The sequence below is a fragment of the Streptomyces sp. NPDC089424 genome, from assembly GCF_044749345.1.
In the GTDB taxonomy this organism is placed as follows: Bacteria; Actinomycetota; Actinomycetes; order Streptomycetales; family Streptomycetaceae; genus Streptomyces.
The window spans coordinates 158,509-184,165 of the sequence record NZ_JBIVHU010000008.1 but is presented as its reverse complement, the minus strand read 5'-3'; the positions used below and the strand labels follow the sequence as shown (position 1 = coordinate 184,165).

The window sequence follows — 25,657 nt, the reverse complement described above, 5'->3', positions numbered from 1 at the left end:
TACGACCCTCAGAATTTCTATACGGCGTCCCGCTGCACCGGGCAGCTCATGCAGCGCGGTCCGCCTCTCCCCCGTCCCAGTTCGCTGCCCGGGATCTCGATCACCTCGATGCCCTGCTTGCGCAGATGCGTGTTGGTGGTGGAGTTCCGTTCGTAGGCGACGACCACGCCCGGTTCGACGGCGAGCACGTTGCAGCCGTCGTCCCACTGCTCCCGCTCGGCCGCGTGCACGTCCTGGGTGGCGGTGAGGACCCTGATCTCGCTGAGCCCGAGCGCGGCGGCGATCGCGCGGTGCATGTGCTCCGGCGGATGGTCGGTGACCTTGAGCTCCTTCTCGCCGACGCCCGGCTCGATGGTGTACGAGCGCAGCATCCCGAGTCCGGCGTACTGGGTGAACACGTCACCGTCGACCATGGTCATCACCGTGTCGAGGTGCATCAGCGCGCGCCGCTTGGGCATGTCGAGGGCCACGATCGTCTCCGCGGAGCCCGCGGCGAACAGCTTGTGCGCCAGCATCTCGACGGCCTGCGGGGTGGTCCGCTCGCTCATCCCGATGAGCACGGCGCCGTTGCCGATCACCAGCACGTCCCCGCCCTCGATGGTCGAGGGGTAGTCCGCCTGGCCCTCCGACCAGAGGTGGAACCTTTCGTCACGGAACAGCGGGTGGTGCCGGTAGATCGCCTCGAAGTGCACGGTCTCGCGCTGCCGGGCGGGCCAGCGCATGGCGTTGATGGAGACCCCGTCGTAGATCCAGGCGGAGGTGTCCCGGGTGAAGAGGTGGTTCGGCAGCGGTTCGAGCAGGAAGTCGTCCAGGTCCATCACGTGGAAGCGCACCGAGGTCGGCTCCGCGTGCGCCTCCAGGAACTCCCGCTTGGTCATCCCCCCGACCAGCGCCTCCGCCAGCTCCCGGGTGGGCAGCGCCTCGAAGGACGCCCGGAGGTGGTCCGTGGCCAGCGGGCCGTACTCCTTCTCGTCGAAGACCCGGTCCAGGACGAGCGCGCGGGCCGCCGGGATCTCCAGGGCCTCGACGAGCAGATCGCCGAACAGGTGGACGGTGACGCCGCGGTCGCGCAGCACGTCGGCGAACCCGTCGTGCTCGGCGCGCGCCCGGCGCACCCAGAGGACGTCGTCGAACAGGAGGGCGTCCTTGTTGCTGGGGGTGAGCCTTTTGAGCTCCAGATCCGGCCGGTGCAGGATGACGCGGCGCAGGCGCCCGGCCTCGGAGTCGACATGGAATCCCATGCCTCCATCCTGACCATTCGCGCTCCTGTTCACCCCCTCTTTCGGCAGGTCGGCCCGACACCACGGGGCCGGACCGCGTCCAGGACACGGTCCGGCCCGCCGGTCACGGGCGGCTACAGCCGCGGGTCCACCGGCTCCGACTCCAGCGCCAGCACCCCGAACACCGCCTCGTGCACCCGCCACAGCGGTTCGCCCTCGGCCAGCCGGTCCAGGGCCTCCAGGCCGAGCGCGTACTCGCGCAGCGCCAGCGACCGCTTGTGGTTCAGGAACCGCGAGCGCAGCCGGGCCAGGTTGTGCGGGCGCGTGTACTCGGGACCGTAGATGATCCGCAGGTACTCACGGCCCCGGCACTTGATGCCGGGCTGCACCAGGCGCCCCTGCCCGTCGCGCACCAGCGCGCCGACGGGCTTGACGACCATGCCCTCACCGCCGCGGCCGGTCATCTCCAGCCACCAGTCGACGCCCGCGCGCACCGACTCCGGGTCACCGGTGTCGACGTACAGCCTCCGGGTGGTCTGCAGCAGTCCGGTGCCGTCGTGCTCCACGAGGCGGTCGAGCAGGGCGAGTTGCTCGTCGTGCGGCAGGCCGGCCAGGCTGCGGCCCTGCACGGCCAGGACCTGGAACGGGGCGAGGCGTACCCCGTCCAGTCCGTCCGTGGACCAGCAGTAGCGCCGGTACGCCTCGGTGAACGACGCGGCGTCGGCCGCCCGCTCCCGCTGGCGCGCGAGCAGCGCGCCGACGTCGACGCCGCGCGCCGCCGCGCCCTCCAGGGCCGCCACCGCGCCCGGGAAGACCGCCCCGGAGGCCGCGCCGACCGCCGCGTACTGACTGCGCAGCAGCCCGGACGCCTTCAGCGACCACGGCATGAGCTCCGCGTCGAGCAGCAGCCAGTCGGTGCCGAACTCCGCGAACAGGCCCGCGGATTCGGCCGCCGCCCGGAGCCGTCCGAGGATCTCCTCGGTGACCGGCCCGTCGTCGAAGAACGGACGGCCGGTTCGGGTGTAGAGCGACCCCGTGGGACCGTCCACCCCGAAACGCCCGCGGGCCGCCTCCGCGTCCCGGCACACCAGCGCCACCGCACGCGAGCCCATGTGCTTCTCCTCGCACACGACGCGCGCGACACCGTCGTCCCGGTACTGCGCGAAGGCCTCCGCCGGGTGCTCCAGGTAGCCGTCCACGCGAGAGGTGGCCGTCGGAGCCATCGTCGGCGGGAGGTACGGCAGCAGCCGCGGGTCGACCGCGAAGCGGCTCATCACCTCCAGCGCGGCCGCCGCGTTCTCCTCACGCACCGAGAGCCGCCCGGCGTGCCGGGTCTCCACGACCCGCCTGCCCTGCACGTCCGACAGCGCCAGCGGTCGCCCGTCCTGCCCGCCCGGCGCCTCGCTCCGCAGCGGCCTGGCCGGCTCGTACCAGACCCGCTCGGCCGGTACGTCGACCAGTTCCCGCTCCGGCCAGCGCAGCGCGGTCAGCTTGCCGCCGAAGACGGCGCCGGTGTCCAGGCAGATGGTGTTGTTGAGCCAGGTGGCCTCCGGGACCGGGGTGTGGCCGTACACCACCGCCGCCCGGCCGCGGTAGTCCTCCGCCCACGGGTAGCGCACCGGCAGCCCGAACTCGTCGGTCTCGCCGGTCGTGTCGCCGTACAGGGCGTGGCTGCGGACCCGGCCGGAGGTGCGGCCGTGGTACTTCTCCGGCAGTCCCGCGTGGCAGACCACCAGCCTGCCGCCGTCGAGGACGTAGTGGCTGACCAGCCCGTCGATGAACTCCCGTACCTCCCGCTTGAAGTCCTCGCTCTCGCCCTCCATCTGCGCGACGGTCTCCGCGAGCCCGTGCGTCTGCTGGACCTTGCGGCCGCGCAGAAACCGCCCGTACTTGTTCTCGTGGTTGCCGGGCACGCACAGCGCGTCGCCGGACCTCACCATCGCCATCACACGGCGCAGCACACCCGGGCTGTCCGGGCCGCGGTCCACGAGGTCGCCTACGAAGACAGCCGTCCGGCCCTCGGGGTGCACGCCGTCGGCGTATCCCAACTTGGCCAGCAGCGACTCCAGTTCGGCGGCGCAGCCGTGGATGTCGCCGATGATGTCGAAGGGGCCGGTGAGGTGGGTGAGGTCGTTGAAGCGCTTCTCGGTGACCACCGTGGCGCTCTCCACCTCCGCCGCGCCGCGCAGGACGTGCACCTTGCGGAAGCCCTCGCGCTCCAGGTGGCGCAAGGAGCGGCGGAGTTCGCGGATGTGCCGCTGGATCACCCGTCGTGGCATGTCGGCCCGGTCGGCGCGGGCCGCGTTGCGCTCGGCGCACACCTCCTCGGGCACGTCCAGCACGACGGCGATGGGCAGCACGTCGTACTTGCGCGCCAGTTCGACCAGTTGCCGCCGGGCCTCCGGCTGGACGCTGGTGGCGTCGACCACCGTGCGGCGGCCCGCGGCGAGCCGCTTGCCCGCTATGTAGTGCAGGACGTCGAAGGCGTCGCGGGTGGCGCCCTGGTCGTTCTCGTCGTCGGAGACGAGACCCCGGCAGAAGTCCGAGGAGATGACCTCGGTGGGCTTGAAGTGCTTGCGGGCGAAGGTGGACTTGCCGGAGCCGGAGGCACCGACGAGCACCACGAGGGAGAGATCGGTGACGGGCAGGGTGCGCCCAGGGGTGCCGAGGGTCATGCGGTCCTCTCCTCCTTCGCGATGTTCTGCGTGGTGCCGCTGACGGCTGTGTCCAGGGCGAACACGGCCATCTGGGTGGGCGGTCCCACCTCGGGGTCGTCGGGCCCGACGGGCCGGAACCCGACCCCGTACCCGTACCGTGCGGCGACCGCCCCGGACCACCGCTGGAACTCGGCGCGGGTCCACTCGAAGCGGTGGTCACCGTGCCGGACGTGGCCGGCCGGCAGGCTCTCCCAGCGGACGTTGTACTCGACGTTCGGGGTGGTCACGACGACCGTGCGCGGACGGGCCGCCCCGAACACGGCGTACTCCAGGGCGGGCAGCCGGGGCAGGTCGAGGTGCTCGATCACCTCACTGAGCACGGCTGCGTCGTAGCCGGCCAGACGGTTGTCGGTGTAGGCGAGCGAGCCCTGGAACAGCTTCACGCGCGCGGCCTGCCGCTCGCCCATGCGGTCCAGCTTCAGCCGCCGGGAGGCGATCGTCAGCGCCCGCATCGACACGTCGACGCCGACGATCTCCGTGAACCGCACGTCCTTGAGCAGCGCCTGCACCAACTGGCCCTGCCCGCAGCCGAGGTCCAGGACCCGGGCAGCACCCGACTCCCCGAGCGCGGCCAGGATCGCCTCGCGCCGCAGCACGGCGAGCGGCGTCGGCCTCTCGGCCTCCTCCGTCTCGGACGCGACCGCGTTGTCGATGGCCTCGACCTCGCTGTCGTCGGTCTCGGCCAGCCGCACCAGTTCGAGGCGTTCGCGCGCCTGCCGGGTCAGCGACCAGCGGCGCGAGAGGTAGCGGCTGGTGATCAGGTGCTGCTCGGGGTGGTCGGACAGCCAGCCCTCACCGGCCCGCAGCAGCTTGTCGACCTCGTCTGAGGAGACCCAGTAGTGCTTGGCGTCGTCGAGGACGGGGAGCAGGACGTACAGATGGCGCAGGGCGGCGGCCAGCGTCAGCGCCCGCGACTCCAGCACGAGCCGCACGTACCGCGAGTCGCCCCACTGCGGGAACTCGGCATCCAGCGGTACCGGATCGGCCGTCACCGTCCACCCGAGCGGCTCGAACAGCGCGCGGACGAGGGCGGCTCCGCCGCGGGCCGGCAGCGCGGGCACCTCGATGCGCAGCGGGAGCGGCTCGGCCGCGCGGTCGGGGCGGGCGTCGCACACCCCGCGCATCGCGCTGGAGAAGACGCCGCTCAACGCGACGGCGAGCAGCGAGGAGGCCGCGTACGGGCGGTCGTTGACGTACTGCGCCAGGGCCGCGTCGGGTGCGCCGCCCCGGCCCTTGCCCTTGCCGCGCCGGACCAGTGCCACCGCGTCCACCTCCAGCAGCAGCGCCGCCGTGCAGCGCTCGGGACCGGCCTCGGGGTAGAGGACGTGCGCCGTGCCGTAGGAGGTGGAGAACGCCTGCGCCTTGTCGGGATGCTTGTGCAGCAGGAACCCGAGGTCGGTCGCGGGGCGTTCTTGGGTGCCGGTGGTACTGATCGTCAGGAACACGGTGGTTGCCTCGAAAGGGTCTGAAGTGCGGGTTCGCGGGCCCGCGGGACCCTGTCAACGTACCGACAACACCGCCGGGACTCCTGGGGTTTTTCCGCCCGGCCGACGGACGGCTGTGACAGGGCTGTGACCGGAGGGGTGGCTTCCGTCACAGCTCAGCGCGGCCGGTGCTGGTCGACTCGCCTGATGCGCCCCCTCCTCCTTCCCGTCTGCGCCCTGCTGTTGCTCACCGCCTGCGGAACCCAGCAGGCCGGTGCGCCGGGCGGCGGCGCGACCTCCGCCTGCCCCGCCGACCCCACCTGGACCGAGCGGGACGGAGTCCGGATCACCGGCCTGAGCGGCCCCGCCTGCGACCGCGTGGAGTTCGAGGTGAGCAACGAGGGCACCGAGCCCTTCACGTACTTCGTCTCCTTCACCTTCGCGTCGGAGTCGGGTGCGGCGATGTCCGGCGCGCAGGAGACGGTGGAGTCGGTCGCTCCGGGCCGCCCGGTGCGGCGGACCGTCACCATGACCGGCCAGGAGCGTGTGTCGCTCTCCCAGGTCAGGAGCGTCCCGGCGGACGAGGCCCCCATCCAGGCGGGCCGGTGCCCGGCGTCCGGGGTGCGGGTCTACGCCGATCAGGGCGACGCCGCGATGGGGCTGCGGGTCGTCGGGCTGCACCTGGAGAACTGCGGCAGCAAGCCGTACGCCCTCAACGGTTATCCGGAGATCCAGATCCTGGACGAGGACCACGAGGCCGTCGACGGGGTGCGCATCCTCAAGGGTGGGGACGCCGTCGCGACCGGCACGGGGGCCGACGCCCCGCCGCGGCCGCTGACCCTGGCGCCCGGTGAGCGCGCCCGCGCCGGCCTGGTCTGGCGCAACACCACGCAGTTCGGCGAGGCCGTGAACGCGCCGTACGCGCGGATCCGGGCGAGGCCCGGCGCGGCGCCCGTGACGGTGGTCCCGGAGCTGGATCTGGGGACGACGGGGAAGCTCGGGGTCGGGGCCTGGCAGAAGGACGAGCAGGGACAAGTGCCGGAACGGCCGGAGGGCTGATGGGCGACGGACTCGTTCTCCTGCTGGTCCTGGTCGTCGGCGCGGTCACCGCGTTCGGGCTGTGCGGCTACGGCTTCGGCACCCTGTCCACGCACGGCGTGCGGCGGGCGGACCGCGTGACGCGGTTGCGCGTGCTCGCCGCCCTGGCGGGGGCCGCGGCCGCCGCCCTTTACACCTGGGGGGCGCTGCATGTGCTGAGCGACTGGATGGAGGTGGAGGACAGCGGTGCGGGGTCCGCGCCCCTCCGGCCCTGCCTCGCGGCCGGAGGGCCGAAGAAGGCCGCCGTGACCATGAGCGCGGACGTCCAGGTGCTCCCGATCCGGCTGATCTGCCACACCAGGACGGGCGAGAGCTACCCGACCGGCATGCCCGGGTACATCAACCCCACCGCCGCGTTCCTCGCCCTGTCCGGCGTCCTGCTCGCCGTCGGCGCGGGGTACGCGTCCGGACACAAGGCGCGCGAGCAGGAGCGGAACGGGTGACGGACGCGGCGGCGGCGCGGCCGGCCTCGCCGCCTACGGCAGCTGCGTCTGGACCTGGGCGGAGATCAGCTCCAGGTGGTCCAGGTCGGCGAGGTCGAGGACCTGCAGGTAGAGGCGCGCGGAGCCGATCCCGGCGTAGCGGCCGATCTTGTCGACGACCTCGGCCGGGGAACCCGCCAGGCCGTTGAGCTTCAGCTCGTCGACCTCACGGCCGATCGCCGCGGCGCGACGGGCCACCTCCTGGTCGTCCTTGCCGACGCAGACGACGAGGGCGTTGGAGTAGACGAGGTCGTCGCCCTTGCGGCCGGCCTCCTCGGCGGCGGCGCGGACCCGGCCGAACTGGCGCTCGCTGTCCTCGACGGAGGCGAAGGGCATGTTGAACTCGTCGGCGTACTTCGCGGCCAGCCTGGGCGTGCGGGTCGCGCCGTGGCCGCCGACGAGCACGGGGATCTTCGGCTGGGTGGGCTTGGGCAGCGCGGGCGAGTTGCTGAGCTCGTAGTAGGTGCCCTGGAAGTCGAAGGTGCGGCCGGGTTCCGTGGCCCACAGCCCGGTGACGATCTCCAGCTGCTCCTCCAGGCGGCCGAACTTCTCCTTCGGGAAGGGGATGCCGTACGCCGCGTGCTCCTCCTCGAACCAGCCCGCGCCCAGGCCGAGTTCGACCCGGCCGCCGGACATCTGGTCGACCTGCGCGACCTGGATGGCGAGCACGCCGGGGAGCCGGAAGGTCCCGGCGGTCATCAGGGTGCCCAGCCGGATGCGCTTGGTCTCACGGGCCAGCCCGGCGAGGGTGATCCAGGCGTCGGTGGGGCCCGGCAGGCCGTCCACGGAGCCCATCTTCAGATAGTGGTCGGAGCGGAAGAAGGCGTCGAAGCCCAGGTCCTCGGTGGCCTTCGCGACGGTGAGCAGGGTGTCGTAGGTCGCCCCCTGCTGGGGCTCGGTGAAGATTCGAAGATCCATGGCTCCATCCTGCCTGCTCGGGCGGTCCGATACCGCATCGGACGGGCCGCCGTCGCGCGGGGTGTGGCCGCGTCCCCGCCCCGGGTGAAATGCGTCAACGCCGCACACGGGTGCGCGACCACGCCAGTGACCGGCCCCTTGGGTGATCGTTGGCTCGGGCGGAGCCGGACCGCCCGGCGCCCGCACCGGCCCGTCGACGCCGGCGCGACACGCGCGTCGGCCCTCCCGGGGGGCCAGGGCCGAGGAGGCCGTCATGTCCGAGGAGAGCGCCCCGCAGCAGGCCGGGGACGAGCCCCGCCCGAAGGGGCTGCTGCAGCAGATGGAGGAACTGATGGCGGCACTGAACGCGGACCTGTCGGCCCTGGACGCGGAGCTGCAGTCCGCCGGCACGAACGGATCCACCCCGCAGGCCCGCCGGGACCGGCTGTTCGAGCCACCCGAGGGAATGGGGAGGCGCTGAGCATCGGAAAGGCCCTGCCGGCGGGCGGGCAGGGCCGGCGTTCTGCCCCGCGGCAGCGGAGCGCGGCGGACGGCCGGGTGCCACCGGGCCTGCTGACCGTCGTGCGGCGGCGCCGCGCGCCGTGAGCGGTCGCGCGGCGCCGCCGACGGCGCGCTCGGCGGCCGGGTCAGCGGGAGCCGCCTGCCGGGACCGCGCCCGGTGCGGGGTCAGCCGGCCTCTCGGGCCGGGACCGTCTGTTCACGGTCGGCCAGTTTGCGGAGCATCTCCCGGACGCGGTCCCTCGACTCGTCCGCCGCGTCGATGGCTTCCATGCACTGCCAGTACGTCCCCTCGTCGGGGGCGGCGCAGGTGATGCCGACCAGCGCGATGCCCACCTCGCCGAGCAGGCCGCCCAGGTGGAGCAGGGCCTGGCGGGCGTCACCCAGCTCGGTGAGCTGGGCCGCGCGCAGCTCACCCGGCGCCAGCTCGGGGGTGTCCAGCACTCCGCAGCCGCGGCCCGCCAGCTCGGTCAACCCCAGTGCCTCACCGCGTAGTTCGGGCGGGCCGGAGACGGCCAGACGACTGCCGATCGCCTGCGCGAGAGCCTGCGCCTGCCACACCTCCGTCATCGTCTCGGAGACCTCACCGCCTCCTGCCAGGGCACGCCTGCTCGTCAGGATGAGCCGCACCGCGTCCATGCGCTGCCCCCGTCTGTCCCGACGCGCTCTCACCGCACGTCTGACCGAACTCAGTTGTTCACTACCCAGCGTGAGGTCAGCTGAGACGAAAAGCCAGGGGACGACCGAAATCTGTGGACAACAATTCGGATTCAGTTCGGAATTCATATACGTAGAGTGAAAGCGGACTGTCACCTTCCCGCGGGTGGACGGCCACATTCCGCCGGGCGCTCACGGACCCTTGGGAGCCGGGAACCTCTCCTCGTTGCGGTCGATCTTCGCCGCGAGCGCGGCCAGCGGGTCGACGCCGAGCGCGTCGCACAGCTGCAGCAGATACGCGAGCACGTCCGCGACCTCGTCCCTGACCCGATGGGCGGACTCCGCGTCGGCCATGACCTGCGCGGACTCCTCGGGCGTCAACCACTGGAAGATCTCCTGGAGTTCCGAGGCCTCGACACTGAGCGCGGCGACCAGGTTCTTGGGCGTGTGGTACGGCTGCCAGTCGCGCGCCGCGGCGAACGCGACGAGCCGGCGCTGCAGGGTGGCGAGATCCGGCGGTTCGGGATGCGGATGCTCCGACGATGCTGTCACGGCTCCAGGTGTACCACCGTGATCCCCTCCTCCCGCTCCGCCCAGGACGCGTCGCTCACCGCACCGACCCAGCGGATGTGCCCGCGCTGCCCCATCCGGGCCGCCAGCCGCACCAGTTCGGTGCGCTGCGGCACGTCCAGCGCGCGGTCGAAGCCGTCGGAGAGCACCGTCAGCGTCTGGAGCGCCGCGGGCACCTCGCCGGCCGGGTCGACCTCCAGGACGCCGGGCCCGGTGAGCAGTACCAGGGCGAGCGCCAGGTACCTCAACTCCCCGTCGCCCAGCCGCCCGAAGCCGGTCCGGTGGCCGTCGCCCCGGTCGAGGCTCCCCCGGACCGTGCCGTCGGCGGCCGCCTCGGCGAGCACGTCCGTGACGTTCCCGGCGCAGCCGGCCCGTACCGCCGCGACGAACAGCCCGTGCCGCCGCGCGCACTCCTCGCGGGTGCGGCGCAGGACGCCCGCGAGGTTGCCGCAGCCGCCGAGCAGCCGCCCGGCACCGGCCGGCGCGGGCACGCGCATCCGCTCGGGCACCGGGTCGCAGACGAACACCGAACGCAGGGCGACCACCATCTGCTCCGCGGCGGCGAGCACCTGCCGCTGCCCGTCGGTCTTGCCCGCCACCCGCAACGGCAGCAGCGCGGTGCCGAGCCGGTCGTCGGGCAGCGGGGCCCGCGTCACCGGCACCGACCCCCCGTTGTGCCAGGCCGCCTGCACGGCACGCCGCCCCGGATCGCGCAGCGCGGTCTCCAGCAGGACCAGCCGTCCGGAGGTCAACCGCTCGCCGACGACACGCAGTTCGGGCTCGGCCTGCACGGCGAGGTCGAGCCGTACCGGGCCCTCGGGACCGTCGGCCGTGCAGCCGATCCGGAAACCGCGCCGCCGCTGGGCGTCCGGCCGTGCCCGCTCCGGCACGCAGGCGGCCGGGTCCGGGAACACCTCCTGGAGCGCGGCTCCGCCGCCGAGCCGGGCCAGCGCCTCGTAGGCCCGCAGTGCGGTCGTCTTGCCGGAACCACTCGGCCCGGCGAGCAGTGTGCACGGACCGAACGGGAACCTGGCGCCCCGGTGCCCGGCGAACGCGGACAGCCGCAATTCCGTGACGCACGGACGCTCGGGACAGCCCGAGGCGGGCGGGTCGGGGAACGCGGGGGACGAGTTGGGGGGAGACACGGCCATGTCCGGACCGTAGGAGACGGCGGGACGGCTGAACCGTTCCGCCCGACGGACCTTCCTACGATCGGGCGACCGCGGCCCGCACCTCGCGCCCCCGGCGGCCGGTCACCTGCCCGGCCCGCCCACCGCACCCTCCATCAGCCCCTGGACCTCGGTGCCGGGCGGGGTCAGCAGGAACACGTTCCGGTCCACCCGGTGCATTCCGCTGGCCCGGCCGAAAACGACGCCGGTGCTGAAGTCCAGGACGCGCTTGGCGACGTCCGGCTCGGCGCCGGAGAGGTCGAGGAGGACCGGGAAGCCGGCCATCAGGGTCTCGGCGACCTCACGGGCGTCCGCGAAGACGTTGACGCGCAGGACCACGAATCGGCGGCGCGCCTCGGTGGGCGCTTCGGGCAGGGCCCGGTGCCCCACCGCGGACGGCCAGGCGTCGCGGCCCCGCAACGGCACGACCTGGGCGAGCCCTTCCCATTGTTCATCGGTGACGTCGTGGCTGTTCACCGCTCCCCCGATCTGCCTCGCACTCATCGCCTGCACCGACCAATTCTTACGCCATGTCACCCGTTCGGCCGAACAGCGACACGGTCGCAGGAGCGGACGGTGGCCCGGAAGCGGGTGCCGAGGCGAACGTACGGGCGACCGGTCGGGGGCGGTCGTGTGCGGCGGGCCGTTGTCGGTGGCCCCGGCTAGGGTGCGGAAGCAACGACCGTCCGCTCCCCTCGGGAGGTTCTCATGGCTTCGCGACTCAACCCCTATCTGGTCTTCGAAGGCGACGCGCGCCAGGCGCTGGAGTTCTACAAGGAGGTCTTCGGCGGCACCCTCGCGGTCAACACCTACGCCGACCTCGGCGGCCAGTCGAGCCCCGCCGACGCCGACAAGATCATGCACGGCATGCTGGAGACCCCGAGCGGGTTCACCCTGATGTGCGCCGACACCCCGCCCGGCGAGGACTACAGCCGTGGCAACGCGTACTCGATCAGCCTCAGCGGCGAGGACGAGGCCGAACTGCGCGGCTACTGGGAGAAGTTGTCCGCCGACGGCACGGTGACGGTGCCGCTCGACAAGCAGATGTGGGGCGACGTCTTCGGCATGTGCCAGGACCGCTTCGGCACCGCCTGGATGGTCAACATCAGCGAACAGCGGGGCTGAGCCGCGCATCGCATCCGGGCTGTATGTCCTCGCGTCCTTCGGGTACAGCCTCTGAGAGGGTGATTTCACCTGCGCGGTGCTTACTGGAAGTGATGTTTTTCGTGACCCACCTCGTCGGCCCCGGCGACGATCGGGCGAAGAGATCGGCTGACGGTCCCCAGGCCGTCGCGCCGGAGATCGCCGATGCCGTGGAGCGTCTGACGAACCTGTGGTCGCTGGCGGCGCAGGGCGCGGTGCTGCGGCTGTCGCTGCACCAGCTGCGGGCGTTGCGCGCGCTGGAGATCGCGCCGGGGCTGAATCTGACGGGTCTCGCCGAGCGGCTGGACATAGGGCTGCCGACCGCCAGCCGGCTGTGCGACCGGCTGGAGGCGGCGGGGCTGCTGGAGCGGACGCTGCACCCGCACAAACGGCGCGAGGTGCGGCTGAGCCTGACGGGCCACGGCAGGAATGTGCTCGACGACGTGGCCGAGCGGCGGGCGTGGGCACTGGGGGCGGCGCTGGCGGGGATGGAACCCGAGGAGCGGGAGGCGCTCGGCCGGGGGCTGCGGGCCTTCCTCGCGACCCGGACGGAGCGAACGCCGCTGCCCGGCGACGGAACCTCCGACATGTGAGCACCGCCCCGACGGACCGGGAACGACCCCGCGGTCAACGCGGCAGCGGCGTCGGTGCGGACGGCGCCCCGGGTCCGACCTCGGAGACGACACGGGCACCGGGGACGGCGTGCCGGGGATGGAACCCGACGAACGAGAAGCGCTCCGCCGAGGGCTGCGGGCCTCCCTCGCGACCCGGACGGAGCGAAACGCCACTGCCCGGCGACGGAACCTCCGACATGTGAGCACCGCCCCGACGGACCGGGAGTCAGCGCGGCAGCGGCCGTCCCGCGGCGTCGGTGCCGACGGCGCCCCGGTCCGACCTCGGAGACGGTACGGGCACCGGGGACGGCGTGCCGGTGGTGTGGCACAGCAGCATGCAGACGTCGTCGTCGCGTTCGGAGTCGTGCAGCATCGGTGTGAGCAGGGACTCGGCGGAGGCGTCCAGGTCGCGCTCCAACTCCGGCCCGGCGAGCGCGGCCAGCGTCGCGGTGAGCCGTTCGATGCCCGGGTCGATGCCGAGGGCACGCCGCTCGACGAGGCCGTCGGTGTACAGCGCGAGCGTCGAGCCGCGAGGCAGGTCGACGGAGTGCTCCTGGTACTCGTAGGCGATGGGGACGCCCAGCATGATGCCCGGCTTGGCGTCCAGCACCCGTACCGCGCCCCCTGGTTCGCGCACCACGGGAGGCGGGTGCCCGGCGGAGGCCCAGACGAGGGCCGGGTCGCCGGGCCGGAAGCGGGCGACGACCGCGGTGGCGTAGAGGTCGGGCTGCTGGTGGCGGAGCATGTGGTGCAGCCGCGTCAGGATCCGGGCGGGGCCGTCGCCCTCGACGGCGTAGGCGCGCAGCGCGGTGCGCAACTGGCCCATCATGACGGCCGCGCGCAGCCCGTGCCCCGTGACGTCCCCTATCACCGCGAGCAGGCTTCCGTCGGGCTGCGGAAAGGCGTCGTACCAGTCGCCGCCGATGTTGAGTCCGCGCGTGGCGGGCAGATAGCGGGCGGCCAGGCTGAGGCCCTCGACCTCGGGCAGGTCGGTGAGCTGGGCGCGTTGCAGGGCTTCGGCGATGTCGCGGTGCTGTTCGTAACGGCGGGCGTGGTCCAGCGCGGTGCCGATCCGGCGGGCCAGCTCGACCAGCATGACGGAGGTGTCCGGGTCGAAGCGGGGGCCGGGCGCGGTCAGCGTGAGCACGCCCAGCATGCGGTGCGCGGTGAGCGGGATGCACAGCAGCGGCCGGTCCGGCGCCAGCACGGAGGGGGGCAGGTCGTCGACGCCGGGCAGCCCGCCGGGGTGGTCCGCGGCGTGCTGGGGGCGGCCGGTGCGGGCGGCGCTCACGGCGGCGGCGGGGCGCGTGCCGCCCCTGGGCACCTGCTCGTCCTCGAAGAGCCAGACGTCGACGTCGAGGGCGTATTCGGGGACCAGCAGCTCGGGCAGGCGGCGCAGGATGGCGTCGTGGTCGAGCGAGGCGGTGACGACGGCGCTGGCGTCGGCGAGGAACGTCAGCAGCCGGCGCGCGCTCTCGGCCTCGGCGCGCGCGGCCCGTTCGGCGTCGAGCAGTTCCCGCTGGGCGAGGGCGGCGGCGTCCAGTTCGGCGTGCAGGGCGAGCACGCCCTGGTTGGTCTCGTGCAGCTCCTCGCGATGGAAACGGACCAGGGCTTCCTTCTCGTCGAGTTTCTCCTGGAGGGCGCCCTGCTGGCGGCGGAGTCCGGCGAGTTTGCCCTGGAGTTCGTCCAGTTCCCCGCGGACGCCGTCGAGTTGGTCCACCAGGCGGCCCGCGTCCTCGTCGGCGGTGAGCAGCGCGTCCGCGAGGTCGGCGCCGTCGGTGCCCTTCCCGGCGGGGCGCTGGGGGCAGGTGAGGGTGAGCCGGTGGGTGGGCCGGCCGGTGGGGTGCACGTCGATCTGGAGCCGGTCGGTGTGCCGGGTGCTGAGGACGAGTTCGGCGCCGCCCTCGTCGAGACAGCGCCGCAGCTGGGCGGTGAGGTCGGTCAGGAGGCGGGCGCGGTCGAGGGCCGGGGCGTGCTCGGTGAGTCGGGCCACGGCGCTGCGGGCCCGGGCGGCGTCGGCCGCCGAGCTGATGGTCCAGGTGTCAGGAGCGGCGGTCATGGGCGCGGGTCCGGCTGTCGGGGGCCAGTACGGCCACACTGGTGTCGTCGCGTAGGGGGCGGGCGGCACTGCTGGCGTCGCGCAGGATGGCGGCGGCCACCACCGCCGGGTCGTGGTGCGGGAGGCCGGGGTCGCCGGGCGGGGTCCAGCGGCTGGGCAGTCCGTCGCTGTGCAGGACGAGCAGGCTGTCCGGCCGCCAGGCCAGTCGCTGCTCGGGGACGGTGGCCGGGAAGTGCGAGCCGACGATGCCGGGGTGCGAGACGAGGGCCTGCCAGTCGCCGCCGTTGTGCAGCCGGGCGCCGATGTTGCCGATCCCGGCGAAGCGGAGCTGGTCGGTGTCGAGGTCCAGCTGCGCTATGGCGATGGCGGCGCCCCGGGTGGGCCGCAGCGCGGTGTTGAGGTGGCGCAGGATCTCCACCGGCGGCAGGTGCTCCGAGCGGCGCAGCTCCTCGACGGCGGCACCGGAGGCCTGGGCGGCCTTGTCGCCGTGCCCGAGCCCGTCGGCCAGCATCAGTGTCAGCAGTGTCGGGGTGCGGACCCAGCTCCAGGCGTCGCCGGAGTGATCGGCCTGGGCGAGGGGGATGTTGACGCCGCCCACGCGCGGGCCGGACGCGGGCACCGCGTGCCGGGCCGCGGGCGTCCGGTCGACGCGGGCCATCGCCACGGTGCCCCGGCCGCGGATGCTGTGGAGGTCGAAGTCACTGGATATCCGCCGGCACGTGCCGAGGCCCGCGCCGAGTGAGGTGGTGGCGGTGGTGTGGCCGTCGCGCAGCGCGGCCTCGACGTCGGTGATGCCGGGACCGTGGTCGAGGGAGACGAGCTGCACCGAGGGCACGGGCCCGTCCACGGTGGGGCGTTCGACGAGGTTGATCACGATGCGGCCGCCGTCCGCGTGCTTGACGAGGTTCGTGGCGAGTTCGGTGGCCACGAGCGAGGCCACCGCGATGCGGTGCGGGTCCAGCCCGGCCCGCGCGCCGGCCGCCTCGGCGGCGACCCGCACGTCCCGGACCCGGGTGGAGTCGTGCACGGGGATGTCCCACACCCTGCTCATACGGACCCCGGCCGGGCGGAGGGGAGCACGGAGCCCCAGGCGACGACGGTGACGGTGGTGCCGCGGCCGGGCGCGGTGTCGATGGAGAGTTCGTGGACGAGGCGCTTGGCCCCGCTGAGGCCGAGGCCCAGGCCGCCGCCGGTGGTGTAGCCGTCGGTCATTGCCCTCTCGACGTCCCGGATGCCGGGGCCGGCGTCGACGAACGACAGCCGCAGCCCCCGCTCCTGTCCGTTGTCCAGCGGGGTGATCTCCACATGTCCTCCGCCGCCGTGCACCAGCGTGTTGCGGGCCAGCTCGCTGGCGGCCGTGACCAGCTTGGTCAACTGCACCAGTCCGAAGCCGAGTTCGGACCCGACCTGGCGCACCTGCTGCCGCACCCAGGCCAGGTCGGCGTCCGAGCCGATCGGCAGGGTGGTCGTGGCGGCCCGGCGGGAGGTCGACGTCATGTGTGCCCTCCGCTCGCCGCGTGGCCGAGGAGTTCGAGCGCGCGCTCGGTGTCCAGCGCGGTGTGCAGACCGGGCAGCGTGAGCCCCAGTTCGACCAGGGTGATGGCCACGGCGGGCCGCATGCCGGCCAGCACCGTACGGGCGGCCAGCAGACTGGCGCTGGAGGCGATCTCGGCGAGGATGCGGCCGAGGAAGGAGTCCACGATGTCCACGCCGGAGATGTCGATGACGACTCCGGTCACCCCGCTGTCCGCGATGCGCCGTGCGATGTCCTGCTGGAGCTGCTCGGCCATGCCGTCGTGCAACTCGCCCTGGAGACTGACGAGCAGGACGTCCCCCAGTGTCAGTACGGGCACCGGGGCAGCGGGGTCGGGAAAGGAGTTCACCGCGGGCTCGCTCCCGCCGCCGCGCGGGCCGAGACCTCGGCGTCCTGCTGGGCGATGGCGTGGGCCAGCGCGTCGGCGAGGGTGGCGCGGGTGAGCACCGAGCCGAGGTCGATACCGAGGTGGACGATGGTCTGCGCGATGGCGGGGCGGATGCCGGAGACGATGCACTCGGCGCCCATGAGCCGGGCGGCGGCCACCGTCTTCATCAGGTGCTGCGCGACGAGCGAGTCGACGGTGGGCACGCCGGTGATGTCGAGGATGGCGAAGCGGGCGCGCTGGGCGACGATCGCGTCCAGCAGGTTCTCCATCACGACCTGGCTGCGCGCGCTGTCCAGGGTGCCGATCAGCGGCACGGCGACGGTCCCCTCCCACAACTTCACCACCGGGGTGGCCACTTCCAGCAGTTGCTGCCGCTGGCGTTCGATCAGCTCCTCGCCCGCGCTGAGCGCCCGCTCCATCACCACCAGCCGCAGCGTACCCATCAGCAGGGTCAGCGCCAGGACGGCGCCGTCCGCGTGCCGGTCGGCCGGGTCGGCGAAGCCCTCGCGCAGCAGGGAGACCGCCGGTTCGCGCAACGCGGCGACCTCGTCGGCGATCTGCGCCGGGTTCAGTCCGGTTCGGGCCCGGGAGGAGGCCATCCGCCCCAACTGGTCGCGCACGCCCTCGAAACCGGGCGCCGCGATGTCCTCCAGCCGGCCGGACCCGGCGACCGTGGAAAGGGCGTCGACCACGGCCTTGCCGGCCTCCACCGCCTCGTCGCGCGAGACGGTGAAGACCGTGCGGAACAGGGCGGCGTCGGCCCAGCGCTGGGCGATCTGCTCCCGGGAACGGTCGAGGAAGGCGGCTACCTGCCGTGCGGCCGACTCGTTCGCCGCGTCGTGCTCCTGCACCTGCATCGTCTCCTTCTCCACAGGCTCCTGCGGCCTTGCGAGCGGCTCAGCTTCAGCCATTTATTGCCGTATGACAAACATTAGCCCCGGCGGCGCGGGACGAACAACACGCGATCCCTCTACCCCGGACGGCGCCTCGGTGTGCCTGTGGTCATCGTCCGTGCCAGTCGAGACACACCACGAGGGCGTCGTCGTCCGGTGCCGGCCGGCCCCGGTGGCCGGTCAGCTCGCGGAGTACGGCGCGCGGCACCTCGGCCGCGGGAAGCAGGCGGGTAGCCAGGATCGCCCGCGCGAGCGCGGCGTCCCCGTACACCTCCCCGCCCGGCGAGGCCACGTCGTAGACCCCGTCGCTGACGAAGATGAGGCGGTCGCCCGGCTCGGCCCGGAACTCCTGCGCCACGTAGTCGGTCTCCTCGAACATGCCGAGCGGGAGCTGGGCCTCGAAGGTGATCCGTTCGACCGTGCCGTCGCGCAACCGCAGCAGCTGCGGGGAGCCGGCGTCCACCGCGCGGGCGCGGCCGGTGGCGAGCTCGAAGTCGAGCATCAGCACGGAGAGATAGCTGCGGCCCCGGTAGTGGGCGTAGACCGCCTGGTCGGCGAGCGCGGCCTGGTCGGCGATGGGGATGCCGGCCCGTCGCGCGTTGCGCAGCGCGTTGATCGCGAGGTTCGTCAGCAGCGAGGCCTCTATGCCCTCGCCCATGCCGTTGGTGACGTACAAGGTCAGCCGGTCGGCCGTCGCGGACCAGTCGAAGTTGTCCCCGAAGATCGCGTAGGCGGGCTCCAGCTGGGCGCCCAGCTCGTACTCGCGGCGGGCGCAGGAGCGGCCGGGCAGCAGCTGCCACTGCATCTCGGCGGCGAGCGTGAGCCGGTCCCTGCGGCGGGCCTGGAGGTAGACGTCGGTGTCCCGCTCGGCCACGACCACCTCGTGCCCGAGCACCTCCGCGATCTCCGTCAGTTCGCCCAGGCACTCCTTGACCTGGCCGCCGTCCGACAGCGTCACCGACAGCACGCCGAGCCGGTCGCCGCGGACGGTGACCGGCAGATGCACGCGGACGGCCCCGTCCCGCACGTCCTCCAGGAAGGGCTCCTGCGCCCCGAAGGCCCGGCCCGCGGGGCTGTTGTGGACCGACACCGGCTCCAGGGTGTGCGGCAGCACGGACACCGGCTGCAGCACCGTCAGGCCGTAGTCGGCCATGTAGAGCTCGACGGACTGCGCCGTGGACTGCTCGACCAGTACGCGCCGGACGGCATCGAGCAACTCATGGGGTGCCGCCGTGCGCAACGCGCGCTCAGCGGCCACAAATCTGTTCACGATGTTCACAACACACCAATCCTTCGCCGAATGCGTACGGTCCTCATGTGGGCGCCGGAGCCGCCCGGGCCGCCCGCCCGGTCCTCACGGGCATCTCCGGCCGGTTGCCGCGCCTAGTACGCTGACGGACATCCCAGTAGCTGCGAGAGTGTGACTGTGACTGCCTTCCGCCCCCGCCCCGAGCCGCACGAGGTCGCCGCGCGCGTGACGGCCACGGCCGCGGAGTTGCTGGAGGTCCTGTGGGGCCGGGCCTCCACCGCGCCCGCGTCCGCCTCCCAGCTGCGCGTGATGCTCATCCTCGAACACCACGAGGGCATCAATCTGCGCACCCTCGCCGACTCGCTGGCCTCCACCCCGCCGTCCACCAGCCGCCTGTGCGACCGGCTGCAGGCGGCCGGATTCGTCGAGCGCGTGGTCAGCCCGACGGACCGGCGGGAGGTACGGCTGTATCTCAGCGGCCGGGGGCGTTCCTTCCTGTCCGATCTGCGCACGCGCCGGGAACGGGCCTTGCAGGCGGTGCTGGACCAGATGCCCGCGGCCCACCGGATCGCGCTGGTGCAGGGACTGGAGGCGTTCTGCGACGCGGCCGCGGCGCGGATACACGACGAGGACGCCGGCGTCCCGCGCGGCCGGACCGCCTGAGCCCGCCGATCCGTCGACGACCGTCGCGCCCCGTCGCGCCGACGCCCGGCACCGGGCGCCCTCCGTTCACCGGAACACATCCTTGACCCTTCCCCGTGCCCCGTCACGACACGGTTACTTTCTTGCCTCACGCCATAGTTGTCAAACGGCAACTGTTGGCTGAGCTGCCGTTTCGTATCGGGTACCCCGAGCGACGGCGACCTGCGCAACTGTGGTCAAGGTCTCGAATGAATGCCCGATTCCGCGAGGCGGGGCCAGGACGCCGCGGAAACCCGGCGCCGGAGGGAGTTTCCTCAGGTGGTGCGCTGCCGGACGGCCGCGCGCACCGCGTACGCCACCGCGCCCACGGCCAGCACCGCGGCTCCGGAGATCACCGAGGAGAGCGGCAGGGCGAACGCCAGCACGAGGCAGCCGGCCAGCCCGACCACGGGGATCGCGGGGTGGGGGCGGCCCTCGTCCGGGGCGAGGGTCCAGGCCGACGCGTTGGCGACGGCGTAGTAGGCGAGGACGCCGAACGACGAGAACCCGATGGCCCCGCGGACGTCCGCCGTCGCGGCGACCACCGCCACCACGGCCCCGACGGCGAGTTCGGCGTGGTGCGGCACCTTGAACCTCGGGTGGACCGTGGCGAGGACGTGCGGAAGGTGCCGGTCGCGGGCCATCGCGAGCGTGGTGCGCGAGACGCCGAGGATCAGGGCAAGCAACGAGCCGAGCGCGGCGACCGCGGCGCCGACCCGGACGAGCGGCGCCAGCCAGTCCGCGCCGGCCGCCCGGGCGGCGTCCGACAACGGGGCCGCCGCGCCCGCGAGGCCGGCCGGGCCGAGGACGGTCAGGGCCGCCACGGCGACCAGGGCGTAGACGCACAGGGTGATACCGAGCGCGAGCGGGACGGCCCGGGGGATCGTGCGCCGCGGGTCGCGGACCTCCTCCCCGAGGGTGGCGATCCGGGCGTACCCGGCGAACGCGAAGAACAGCAGGCCCGCCGCCTGCAGTACGCCGCCGAACGTCGCGTCGTCGCCGAGCGCGAGCCGGTCCGCGTCGGCCGCGCCGGAGGTGAGGGCGGCCACCACGACCGCGGCGAGCACCGCCAGCGCCACGGCGACGATCACGCGGGTCAGCCAGGCGGACTTCTGCACCCCGGCGTAGTTCACGGCGGTGAGCGCCACGACCGCCGCGACGGCCACCGCGTGGGCCTGGCCCGGCCAGACGTAGGCGCCGACGGTCAGGGCCATCGCCGCGCAGGAGGCGGTCTTGCCTACCACGAAGGCCCAGCCGGCCAGGTAGCCCCAGAAGTCGCCGAGCCGCTCCCGGCCGTAGACGTAGGTGCCGCCCGAGGCGGGGTAGCGGGCGGCGAGCCGGGCCGAGGAGGTGGCGTTGCAGTAGGCGACCACCGCGGCGAGCGCGAGACCGAGCAGCAGCCCGGAGCCGGCGGCCTGCGCGGCGGGGGCGAGCGCGGCGAAGATCCCTGCGCCGATCATCGAGCCCAGCCCGATCACCACGGCGTCCGGCACGCCCAGCCGACGGTCCAGCTCGTCCGGCGTACGGGCGCCGTTCGACGTCTCGCTCAAGACCACTCCCTCATCCCGGCCACGGGCCGCCCGATTCGGGGCGACGATACGCGAGCAGGGTTGCGACGCCATGAACAGCACGGACGCCGTCCGGCGGGCACGCGGGATCGAGGCTGAGGGCAAGGTCCGACGGTTTCGCCCACGGCGTTGTGGCCGTGGAGGCGGACGGGCAGTTGCGACGGCCGCCCGCGCCTCACGACGTCGTGTCGTCGTCCAGCGCGGCCAGCCCCCGCTCCCATCGCCGCCGGCGCACGGCCTCGGACTGCTCCCACCACGGCGTACCGCGTTCACCGAGCGCCACTTTCGCGCCGTCGACGCGTGCGCGTGCCGCTCGTTCCGCCTCCGCGTCGCCCGCCGCAAGGGCCGCCCGCACCGCACGGCGGGCCGCCATGAGGTGGTGACGGAGCCGGGCCGCCGTCTCCTCGGGAACGGACGGATCGGTGGCCCGCCATCGCCGCCCCCCGATGACCACGTGATGCCCGTCGGGGGTCGTCTCGCGAGACCTGTCAGCGCTCACGCCGGCCATTGTCGCCGGGCCCGCCCTCCTACCGGGTCACCGGCACGGGCAGCATCGCCAGCGGCACATGGTGCTGACCCGAGTGGATGTCGCGGTCGAACAGGGACGCCTGGCTCACCGGCCGGGGGAAGGAGATCTTCACGACGTTCAGCGAGGGGATGCGGAACATCTGGATCTCGCTCTCGTCGACTCCGTAGAGCCGGGCGACGACCCGCTCGTCGAGGAACGTCTCGTCGGCGGCGACCCGGTAGGCGTCCGCGTCACGCAGGAAGAGTTCCATCGTGACCCAGAAGGGGCCGGCGTTCTTCGAGCGGATCTCCAGGGCCAGATCGGCGAGGGTGGTCGCGGTGGTGTCGGTCATGACGCGGGGGCCTCTTCGCACTCGATACGGAACAGGTCGGTGGGTCCGGTGGTGTCGACGGCGTGGTTGAGGACGAACTCGTACGCCGGGCCGCGCTCGGTCTCGGCGGGCGAGGTGGCGAACGCGAGGCTCGGCAGGTGGTGCATGTCGGGCGTCGGCAGGTGCAGCATCAGCGGGTTGGCGATCTTCGCCACGGCGGTGGCGGTGGCCTGGTCGGGGGCGTTGACCAGAAGCATCACGCCGACCTCGCGCGGAGCGCCCGTCGCCGGTTCGAGGTCGCCGAGGACGGCGTTGTGGCCGTAGAGGCGGACGTCGAAAGCGTACTTGTCCTCGCTCAGGCCGATCGTCTGCTCCACCCGTTCCCTGAGCGTCGTCCTCAGCAGCGCGGCCCAGTCGTCGATGCGCGCGAGGATGTGGGGGTCGCGGATCGCGGTGAACGACATGGTCTCGTACCCGGTGATCCGCGCACCCTCCAGCTTGACGGTGTGCTGGTCGGCGACATGGAACCGCGAGCCCTCGACCCGGACGGTGACGTCGTCCAGCGCGGTGTACGTGGCCTCGCGGACGTCCAGTGTCCCGTCGGGCTCGCGCATCTCGAAGGGGTTCGCGGTCTCGTACAGCATGTGGGCGGCGACCAGGATCGGGGTGCAGGCCGCCGCGGGGTCCAGCGGCTCGACGGTGAAGCCGCCCGCGTCGATGGTGGCCAGCACTCCTCCCAGGCGCGGGTCGGTGGTGCACTGCCCACCGCACTCAATGATCTTCGAGGCGTGCCAGGTGGGGCCGGCCGGCATGCCCTTCATCAGGGGGTAGGCGGCGGCGATGGCGGTGTCCGTGGCCCGGCCGGCGAGCACGACCCGGGCACCGGCCTCCAGGGCGGCGACGATCGGTTCGTGCCCCATCACGCCGACGATGCGGGTGCAGTTGTCCAGGGTCTCCGCCTGCAATTCGGCGGCGGGGCGCAGCGGACGGATGCGTCCCGCGGCCAGCCGCCTCTTGAGGTCCTCGGCGTTCTGCTCGCTGTAGATGCGGGCCACCGGCAGGTCCAGGCCCTCGTCGTGCTGGATGCCGGCGACGATGTCCGCGATCCAGTCGACGCCGCTGTCGGTGCCGCTGGTCCCGCACGAGCCGACGATCAGCGGGATACCGGCGCCCGCGGCGGCCTTCAACAGGATGCGCAGGTCGCGCGCGACGGCGGCGCGGGTGGTCTTGGGCCGGGACGCGCCGAGGTAGTACGGCCCGGAGTCGGTGCTGCCCGCGTCGACGGAGATGACGTCGGCGCCGAGCCGGAGGCCCCGCTCGACGGTCGCCTCGGGGAACCCGGCGCCCAGCATGCCGGTGGGCGCCAGGACCCGGACGGACCGCACGGGTTGTTCCTTGTCCATGTTCTTGTTCCTCTTCCCTTCCAGGGGTACGGGTTTCAGGGGTACGGGTTTCAGGGGTACGGGCTTCAGGGACACGGGTTTCAGGGGCACGCGTTCCAGGGGTACGGGGCCGGCGTGCTCACGCGCTGCGGCCCGCGCCCGGCAGGAGGTGGGCGTTCACCGCGTGGCGGGGCCGCCCGGCGAGTGCCGCCACCAGTTCGGCCGCTCCTTCCCTCCCGGTGGCCGCGCGGGCCTCGGCGGTCTGGCCCGCGAGATGGGAGTGGACGACGATGCCGTCGACGCCGCGCAACGGGCTGTCGGCGGGCAGCGGTTCGTCGCACACCACGTCGAGCGCCGCCCCGGCGATCTCCCCCGCGCGTACCGCCGCGGCGAGGTCGGCCTCGTCCACGACGCCGCCACGGGCCGTGTTGACCAGGATCGCCGTGGGCTTCATCCGGCGGAACGCGGCGGCGTCCAGGAGGCCTCGGGTCCGGTCGGTCAGCGCGGTGTGCACGGAGAGGTAGTCGCAGGAGCGCAGCAGTTCGTCCAGTGCGACGAAGGTGACCGCCGGATCGGTCCGCAGGTCCTCGGGGACGCCCGTGGTGCACAGCACCCGCATCCCGAACGCCCGCGCCAGCGGTACGACGGCGCGTGCCGATGCGCCGTACCCGAGCAGGCCGAGGGTGGCGCCCCGCAGTTCGCGGCCGTCCTGCCGGGGCCAGTGGCCGGCGGCGACGGCGGTCGCGCTCTGCACGAGGCGCCGCGCGGCCGACAGCAGCAGGCCGAGGGTGTACTCGGCGACGGCGTTGGCGTTGACGCCGGGCAGGTTGCTCACCGTGATCCCGTGCCGGCCCGCGGCGGCGATGTCGATGGAGTCGTGGCCGACACCGGTCCGCACGACCACGCGCAGTCGGGGCGCGCGGGCGAGGACGTCGGCGGTGAGCGGCTCGTTCGCGACGAGGGCGGCGTCGACGCCGTCGAGTGCGGCGACCAGTTCCTCGGGGTCGCGCCTGCCGACCAGGGGCGCGTGGACGGTGGTGTGGCCGAGGGAGCGGAGGTGGGTGTCGACCTCGTCGCCGGGGCGCAGATAGTCCGTGGTGATCAGGATGCGGGGCACGCGGTCCTCGTTTCTGGCTGTGCCGCTGCGTGGCGGCCCGTCACTTCGCGGGGGACAGGACGGTGCGCCGCCGCATCAGGCCGATCCGGCTGATGAGGACGATGGCCAGGACGGCGACGACGGCGATGTCGACGAGCATCAGGGACCAGCCGTTGAGGTCGACCATCCCCCCGATCAGGGCCGGTCCGAGGAAGCCGCCGCCCGCCCAACTGACGGTGTACAAACCCGCGTACGTCCCGAAGACCCTCGCCGACGGCGCGAGGTTCCACAGGACCACGACGGCGTTGACCAGGAAGCTGCTCGCGCCGGCGGCGGCCACGCACAGGGCGACGACGACGGCCGCCGGTGTCTGCACGAGGGTCCCCAGCAGCATGGCGCCGGCGAAGACGGACATGCCGACCGCCATGGCGCGCAGCCGTCCCCAGCGCTCGGCGAGCACCGCCGCCGGGTAGGCGGCCACGATGAAGGCGACGCCGCTGGGGAGGGTGAGACCGCCCGCGTCGCCACGGGACAGGTCGAGTGCCTCCATGCCGTACGGGGTGACCAGCGACCGCGAGGCGGCCCAGGCGCTCCCGAAGACGAGGATCGCGGCGAGCAGGAGCAGCCTGCTGCGGTCCCGGTCCTTGACGATCTCGACGAAGGTGTCGCGAACCCGTGGGGCCCGGCTGCCGGGAGGCTCTTCGCGCGTCTCGGCGACCACCTCCTGGTAGGCCGGGGACCGGCTGTCCCGGACGGTGACGCCGAGCACCACGATCGACACCAGCATGATGGCGGCGGGGATCGCGAAGGCGATGTGCGGATGGTCGTCGACGAGGAAGATGCTGATCAGGGCGGCGACGATGGCGGTCAGACTCGACGCGATCTTGACGGCCGCGTTGGCGCGGCTGCGCCGCTCGGGCGCGATGAAGTCGGGCACCAGGGCCTCGGCGACGGGTTTGAAGGTGTTGGCGACCAGCGCGTAGGTGAACATCACCGCGATCAGCAGCGGCAGGGACGCCGCGGTGTGCGGGATGGTCACGAACAGCGCGGCGGCGATCGGCATGCCGACGACCAGATACGGGATACGGCGGCCCCAGGCGGTGCGGGTGCGGTCCGAACGGTTGCCGATCCAGGGCTGGATGAAGATGCCCAGCAGATTGTCCATGCCCATCAGCACCCCCACGACGGCCGCGCTGCCGACGTGCTCCCGCAGGAGGGGCGGGACCTGGGACTCGTAGAAGTTCCAGGTCGACTCCTGCGCGAAGACCGCGAGCGCGACGAGGAAGGTGATGGTGCGGGTACGTGAGCGCTGCCCTGCCGACGTCGTCGTCATGCGGGTCGTCCCTTCGCGCCGCCGCCGGGTCGGCGGCTGTCGGATGAGGTGCGGGGTGCGGACTTGCGGGGCGTTCACTTGGAGCAGGTGGGGCAGGTCGCCGGCGGGCGCGCGGGCGGCGGGAG

Annotated in this window: 26 protein-coding genes; 6 read left to right on the top strand and 20 right to left on the bottom strand. The window is 73.1% G+C overall.

Annotation, left to right across the window (positions count from 1 at the left end; translation table 11 throughout):
• Positions 1 to 17: 17 nt before the first annotated feature.
• The 3 genes from ACIP2X_RS29970 to ACIP2X_RS29960 all read right to left on the bottom strand — a co-directional run bounded on the left by ACIP2X_RS29970 (position 18) and on the right by ACIP2X_RS29960 (position 5,382).
• Complete coding sequence (locus ACIP2X_RS29970) at positions 18 to 1,241, bottom strand: arginine deiminase (protein ID WP_401678710.1); 1,224 nt, start codon at positions 1,239 to 1,241, stop codon at positions 18 to 20.
• A gap of 113 nt (positions 1,242 to 1,354) precedes the next feature.
• Positions 1,355 to 3,895, bottom strand: coding sequence for a polynucleotide kinase-phosphatase (locus ACIP2X_RS29965; RefSeq protein WP_401678707.1), 2,541 nt, complete (start codon positions 3,893 to 3,895; stop codon positions 1,355 to 1,357).
• Entirely contained in the window at positions 3,892 to 5,382 is a 1,491-nt protein-coding gene (locus ACIP2X_RS29960) for a 3' terminal RNA ribose 2'-O-methyltransferase Hen1 (protein ID WP_401678704.1), read from the bottom strand. Before ACIP2X_RS29960 ends, ACIP2X_RS29965 begins: the two co-directional genes overlap by 4 nt.
• Positions 5,383 to 5,568: 186 nt before the next feature.
• Between ACIP2X_RS29960 and ACIP2X_RS29955 the strand changes: the two genes are divergently transcribed.
• Both ACIP2X_RS29955 and ACIP2X_RS29950 read left to right on the top strand, forming a co-directional pair.
• Complete coding sequence (locus ACIP2X_RS29955) at positions 5,569 to 6,420, top strand: DUF4232 domain-containing protein (protein ID WP_401678701.1); 852 nt, start codon at positions 5,569 to 5,571, stop codon at positions 6,418 to 6,420.
• Positions 6,420 to 6,902 carry a hypothetical protein gene (locus ACIP2X_RS29950; RefSeq protein WP_401678698.1) on the top strand — a complete coding sequence of 161 codons (483 nt, stop codon included), beginning with the start codon at positions 6,420 to 6,422 and terminating at the stop codon, positions 6,900 to 6,902. Before ACIP2X_RS29955 ends, ACIP2X_RS29950 begins: the two co-directional genes overlap by 1 nt.
• 33 nt (positions 6,903 to 6,935) lie before the next feature.
• Here the strand turns inward: ACIP2X_RS29950 and ACIP2X_RS29945 are convergent, their stop codons facing one another.
• Complete coding sequence (locus ACIP2X_RS29945) at positions 6,936 to 7,859, bottom strand: LLM class F420-dependent oxidoreductase (protein WP_401678695.1); 924 nt, start codon at positions 7,857 to 7,859, stop codon at positions 6,936 to 6,938.
• Positions 7,860 to 8,112: 253 nt separating this feature from the next.
• Here ACIP2X_RS29945 and ACIP2X_RS29940 point away from each other — a divergent pair, with 253 nt between their 5' ends.
• Complete coding sequence (locus tag ACIP2X_RS29940; protein ID WP_401678692.1) at positions 8,113 to 8,319, top strand: hypothetical protein; 207 nt, start codon at positions 8,113 to 8,115, stop codon at positions 8,317 to 8,319.
• Between the two features lie 206 nt (positions 8,320 to 8,525).
• Here ACIP2X_RS29940 and ACIP2X_RS29935 read toward each other — a convergent pair whose 3' ends face one another.
• The 4 genes from ACIP2X_RS29935 to ACIP2X_RS29920 all read right to left on the bottom strand — a co-directional run bounded on the left by ACIP2X_RS29935 (position 8,526) and on the right by ACIP2X_RS29920 (position 11,257).
• Positions 8,526 to 8,996 carry a DUF6099 family protein gene (locus tag ACIP2X_RS29935; protein WP_401678689.1) on the bottom strand — a complete coding sequence of 157 codons (471 nt, stop codon included), beginning with the start codon at positions 8,994 to 8,996 and terminating at the stop codon, positions 8,526 to 8,528.
• 210 nt (positions 8,997 to 9,206) lie between these two features.
• Positions 9,207 to 9,566: a nucleotide pyrophosphohydrolase gene (locus ACIP2X_RS29930; RefSeq protein WP_401678686.1), complete on the bottom strand. Its 360-nt coding sequence runs from the start codon at positions 9,564 to 9,566 to the stop codon at positions 9,207 to 9,209.
• Positions 9,563 to 10,735 carry an AAA family ATPase gene (locus ACIP2X_RS29925; RefSeq protein ID WP_401678683.1) on the bottom strand — a complete coding sequence of 391 codons (1,173 nt, stop codon included), beginning with the start codon at positions 10,733 to 10,735 and terminating at the stop codon, positions 9,563 to 9,565. The genes ACIP2X_RS29930 and ACIP2X_RS29925 overlap by 4 nt, the downstream gene beginning before the upstream one ends.
• Positions 10,736 to 10,837: 102 nt before the next feature.
• A complete protein-coding gene (locus ACIP2X_RS29920; RefSeq protein ID WP_401678679.1) occupies positions 10,838 to 11,257 on the bottom strand; it encodes a cell division protein SepF in 420 nt (139 codons plus the stop codon).
• A 204-nt stretch (positions 11,258 to 11,461) separates the two neighbouring features.
• Here ACIP2X_RS29920 and ACIP2X_RS29915 point away from each other — a divergent pair, with 204 nt between their 5' ends.
• On the top strand, positions 11,462 to 11,878 hold the full coding sequence (locus ACIP2X_RS29915) for a VOC family protein (protein ID WP_401678676.1): 417 nt from the start codon (positions 11,462 to 11,464) through the stop codon (positions 11,876 to 11,878).
• Between the two features lie 101 nt (positions 11,879 to 11,979).
• Positions 11,980 to 12,489, top strand: coding sequence for a MarR family winged helix-turn-helix transcriptional regulator (locus tag ACIP2X_RS29910; protein WP_401679239.1), 510 nt, complete (start codon positions 11,980 to 11,982; stop codon positions 12,487 to 12,489).
• A gap of 247 nt (positions 12,490 to 12,736) precedes the next feature.
• Here ACIP2X_RS29910 and ACIP2X_RS29905 read toward each other — a convergent pair whose 3' ends face one another.
• The 6 genes from ACIP2X_RS29905 to ACIP2X_RS29880 form a co-directional block, all read right to left on the bottom strand.
• The gene (locus ACIP2X_RS29905; RefSeq protein WP_401678673.1) at positions 12,737 to 14,569 is read right to left on the bottom strand and encodes a SpoIIE family protein phosphatase; all 1,833 of its coding nucleotides are present in this window, start codon (positions 14,567 to 14,569) and stop codon (positions 12,737 to 12,739) included.
• Positions 14,553 to 15,620 (bottom strand): SpoIIE family protein phosphatase, encoded by a 1,068-nt coding sequence (locus tag ACIP2X_RS29900; protein ID WP_401678670.1) that lies wholly within the window; start codon positions 15,618 to 15,620, stop codon positions 14,553 to 14,555. The genes ACIP2X_RS29905 and ACIP2X_RS29900 overlap by 17 nt, the downstream gene beginning before the upstream one ends.
• Positions 15,617 to 16,066, bottom strand: a complete 450-nt coding sequence (locus tag ACIP2X_RS29895) for an ATP-binding protein (RefSeq protein ID WP_401678667.1) — start codon at positions 16,064 to 16,066, stop codon at positions 15,617 to 15,619. The genes ACIP2X_RS29900 and ACIP2X_RS29895 overlap by 4 nt, the downstream gene beginning before the upstream one ends.
• Complete coding sequence (locus tag ACIP2X_RS29890; RefSeq protein ID WP_401678664.1) at positions 16,063 to 16,452, bottom strand: STAS domain-containing protein; 390 nt, start codon at positions 16,450 to 16,452, stop codon at positions 16,063 to 16,065. The genes ACIP2X_RS29895 and ACIP2X_RS29890 overlap by 4 nt, the downstream gene beginning before the upstream one ends.
• Positions 16,449 to 17,348 carry an STAS domain-containing protein gene (locus ACIP2X_RS29885; protein WP_401679237.1) on the bottom strand — a complete coding sequence of 300 codons (900 nt, stop codon included), beginning with the start codon at positions 17,346 to 17,348 and terminating at the stop codon, positions 16,449 to 16,451. The genes ACIP2X_RS29890 and ACIP2X_RS29885 overlap by 4 nt, the downstream gene beginning before the upstream one ends.
• A 145-nt stretch (positions 17,349 to 17,493) precedes the next feature.
• The gene (locus ACIP2X_RS29880) at positions 17,494 to 18,654 is read right to left on the bottom strand and encodes a PP2C family protein-serine/threonine phosphatase (protein ID WP_401679234.1); all 1,161 of its coding nucleotides are present in this window, start codon (positions 18,652 to 18,654) and stop codon (positions 17,494 to 17,496) included.
• Positions 18,655 to 18,804: 150 nt separating this feature from the next.
• On the opposite strand from ACIP2X_RS29880, the gene ACIP2X_RS29875 reads away from it, so the two are divergent.
• The gene (locus tag ACIP2X_RS29875; protein WP_401678661.1) at positions 18,805 to 19,296 is read left to right on the top strand and encodes a MarR family transcriptional regulator; all 492 of its coding nucleotides are present in this window, start codon (positions 18,805 to 18,807) and stop codon (positions 19,294 to 19,296) included.
• 293 nt (positions 19,297 to 19,589) lie between these two features.
• On the opposite strand, the gene ACIP2X_RS29870 is transcribed toward ACIP2X_RS29875, so the two are convergent.
• From ACIP2X_RS29870 to ACIP2X_RS29845, 6 genes are all read right to left on the bottom strand, one after another.
• Entirely contained in the window at positions 19,590 to 20,864 is a 1,275-nt protein-coding gene (locus tag ACIP2X_RS29870; RefSeq protein WP_401678658.1) for an APC family permease, read from the bottom strand.
• 193 nt (positions 20,865 to 21,057) lie between these two features.
• Complete coding sequence (locus ACIP2X_RS29865; protein WP_401678655.1) at positions 21,058 to 21,381, bottom strand: hypothetical protein; 324 nt, start codon at positions 21,379 to 21,381, stop codon at positions 21,058 to 21,060.
• A gap of 28 nt (positions 21,382 to 21,409) precedes the next feature.
• Positions 21,410 to 21,742 (bottom strand): DUF4387 family protein, encoded by a 333-nt coding sequence (locus ACIP2X_RS29860; protein WP_401678652.1) that lies wholly within the window; start codon positions 21,740 to 21,742, stop codon positions 21,410 to 21,412.
• Positions 21,739 to 23,124 carry an acyclic terpene utilization AtuA family protein gene (locus ACIP2X_RS29855; protein WP_401678648.1) on the bottom strand — a complete coding sequence of 462 codons (1,386 nt, stop codon included), beginning with the start codon at positions 23,122 to 23,124 and terminating at the stop codon, positions 21,739 to 21,741. Before ACIP2X_RS29855 ends, ACIP2X_RS29860 begins: the two co-directional genes overlap by 4 nt.
• Before the next feature lie 118 nt (positions 23,125 to 23,242).
• Complete coding sequence (locus ACIP2X_RS29850) at positions 23,243 to 24,220, bottom strand: phosphoglycerate dehydrogenase (RefSeq protein WP_401678645.1); 978 nt, start codon at positions 24,218 to 24,220, stop codon at positions 23,243 to 23,245.
• Between the two features lie 40 nt (positions 24,221 to 24,260).
• The gene (locus ACIP2X_RS29845; protein ID WP_401678642.1) at positions 24,261 to 25,532 is read right to left on the bottom strand and encodes an MFS transporter; all 1,272 of its coding nucleotides are present in this window, start codon (positions 25,530 to 25,532) and stop codon (positions 24,261 to 24,263) included.
• Between the last annotated feature and the right edge of the window lie 125 nt (positions 25,533 to 25,657).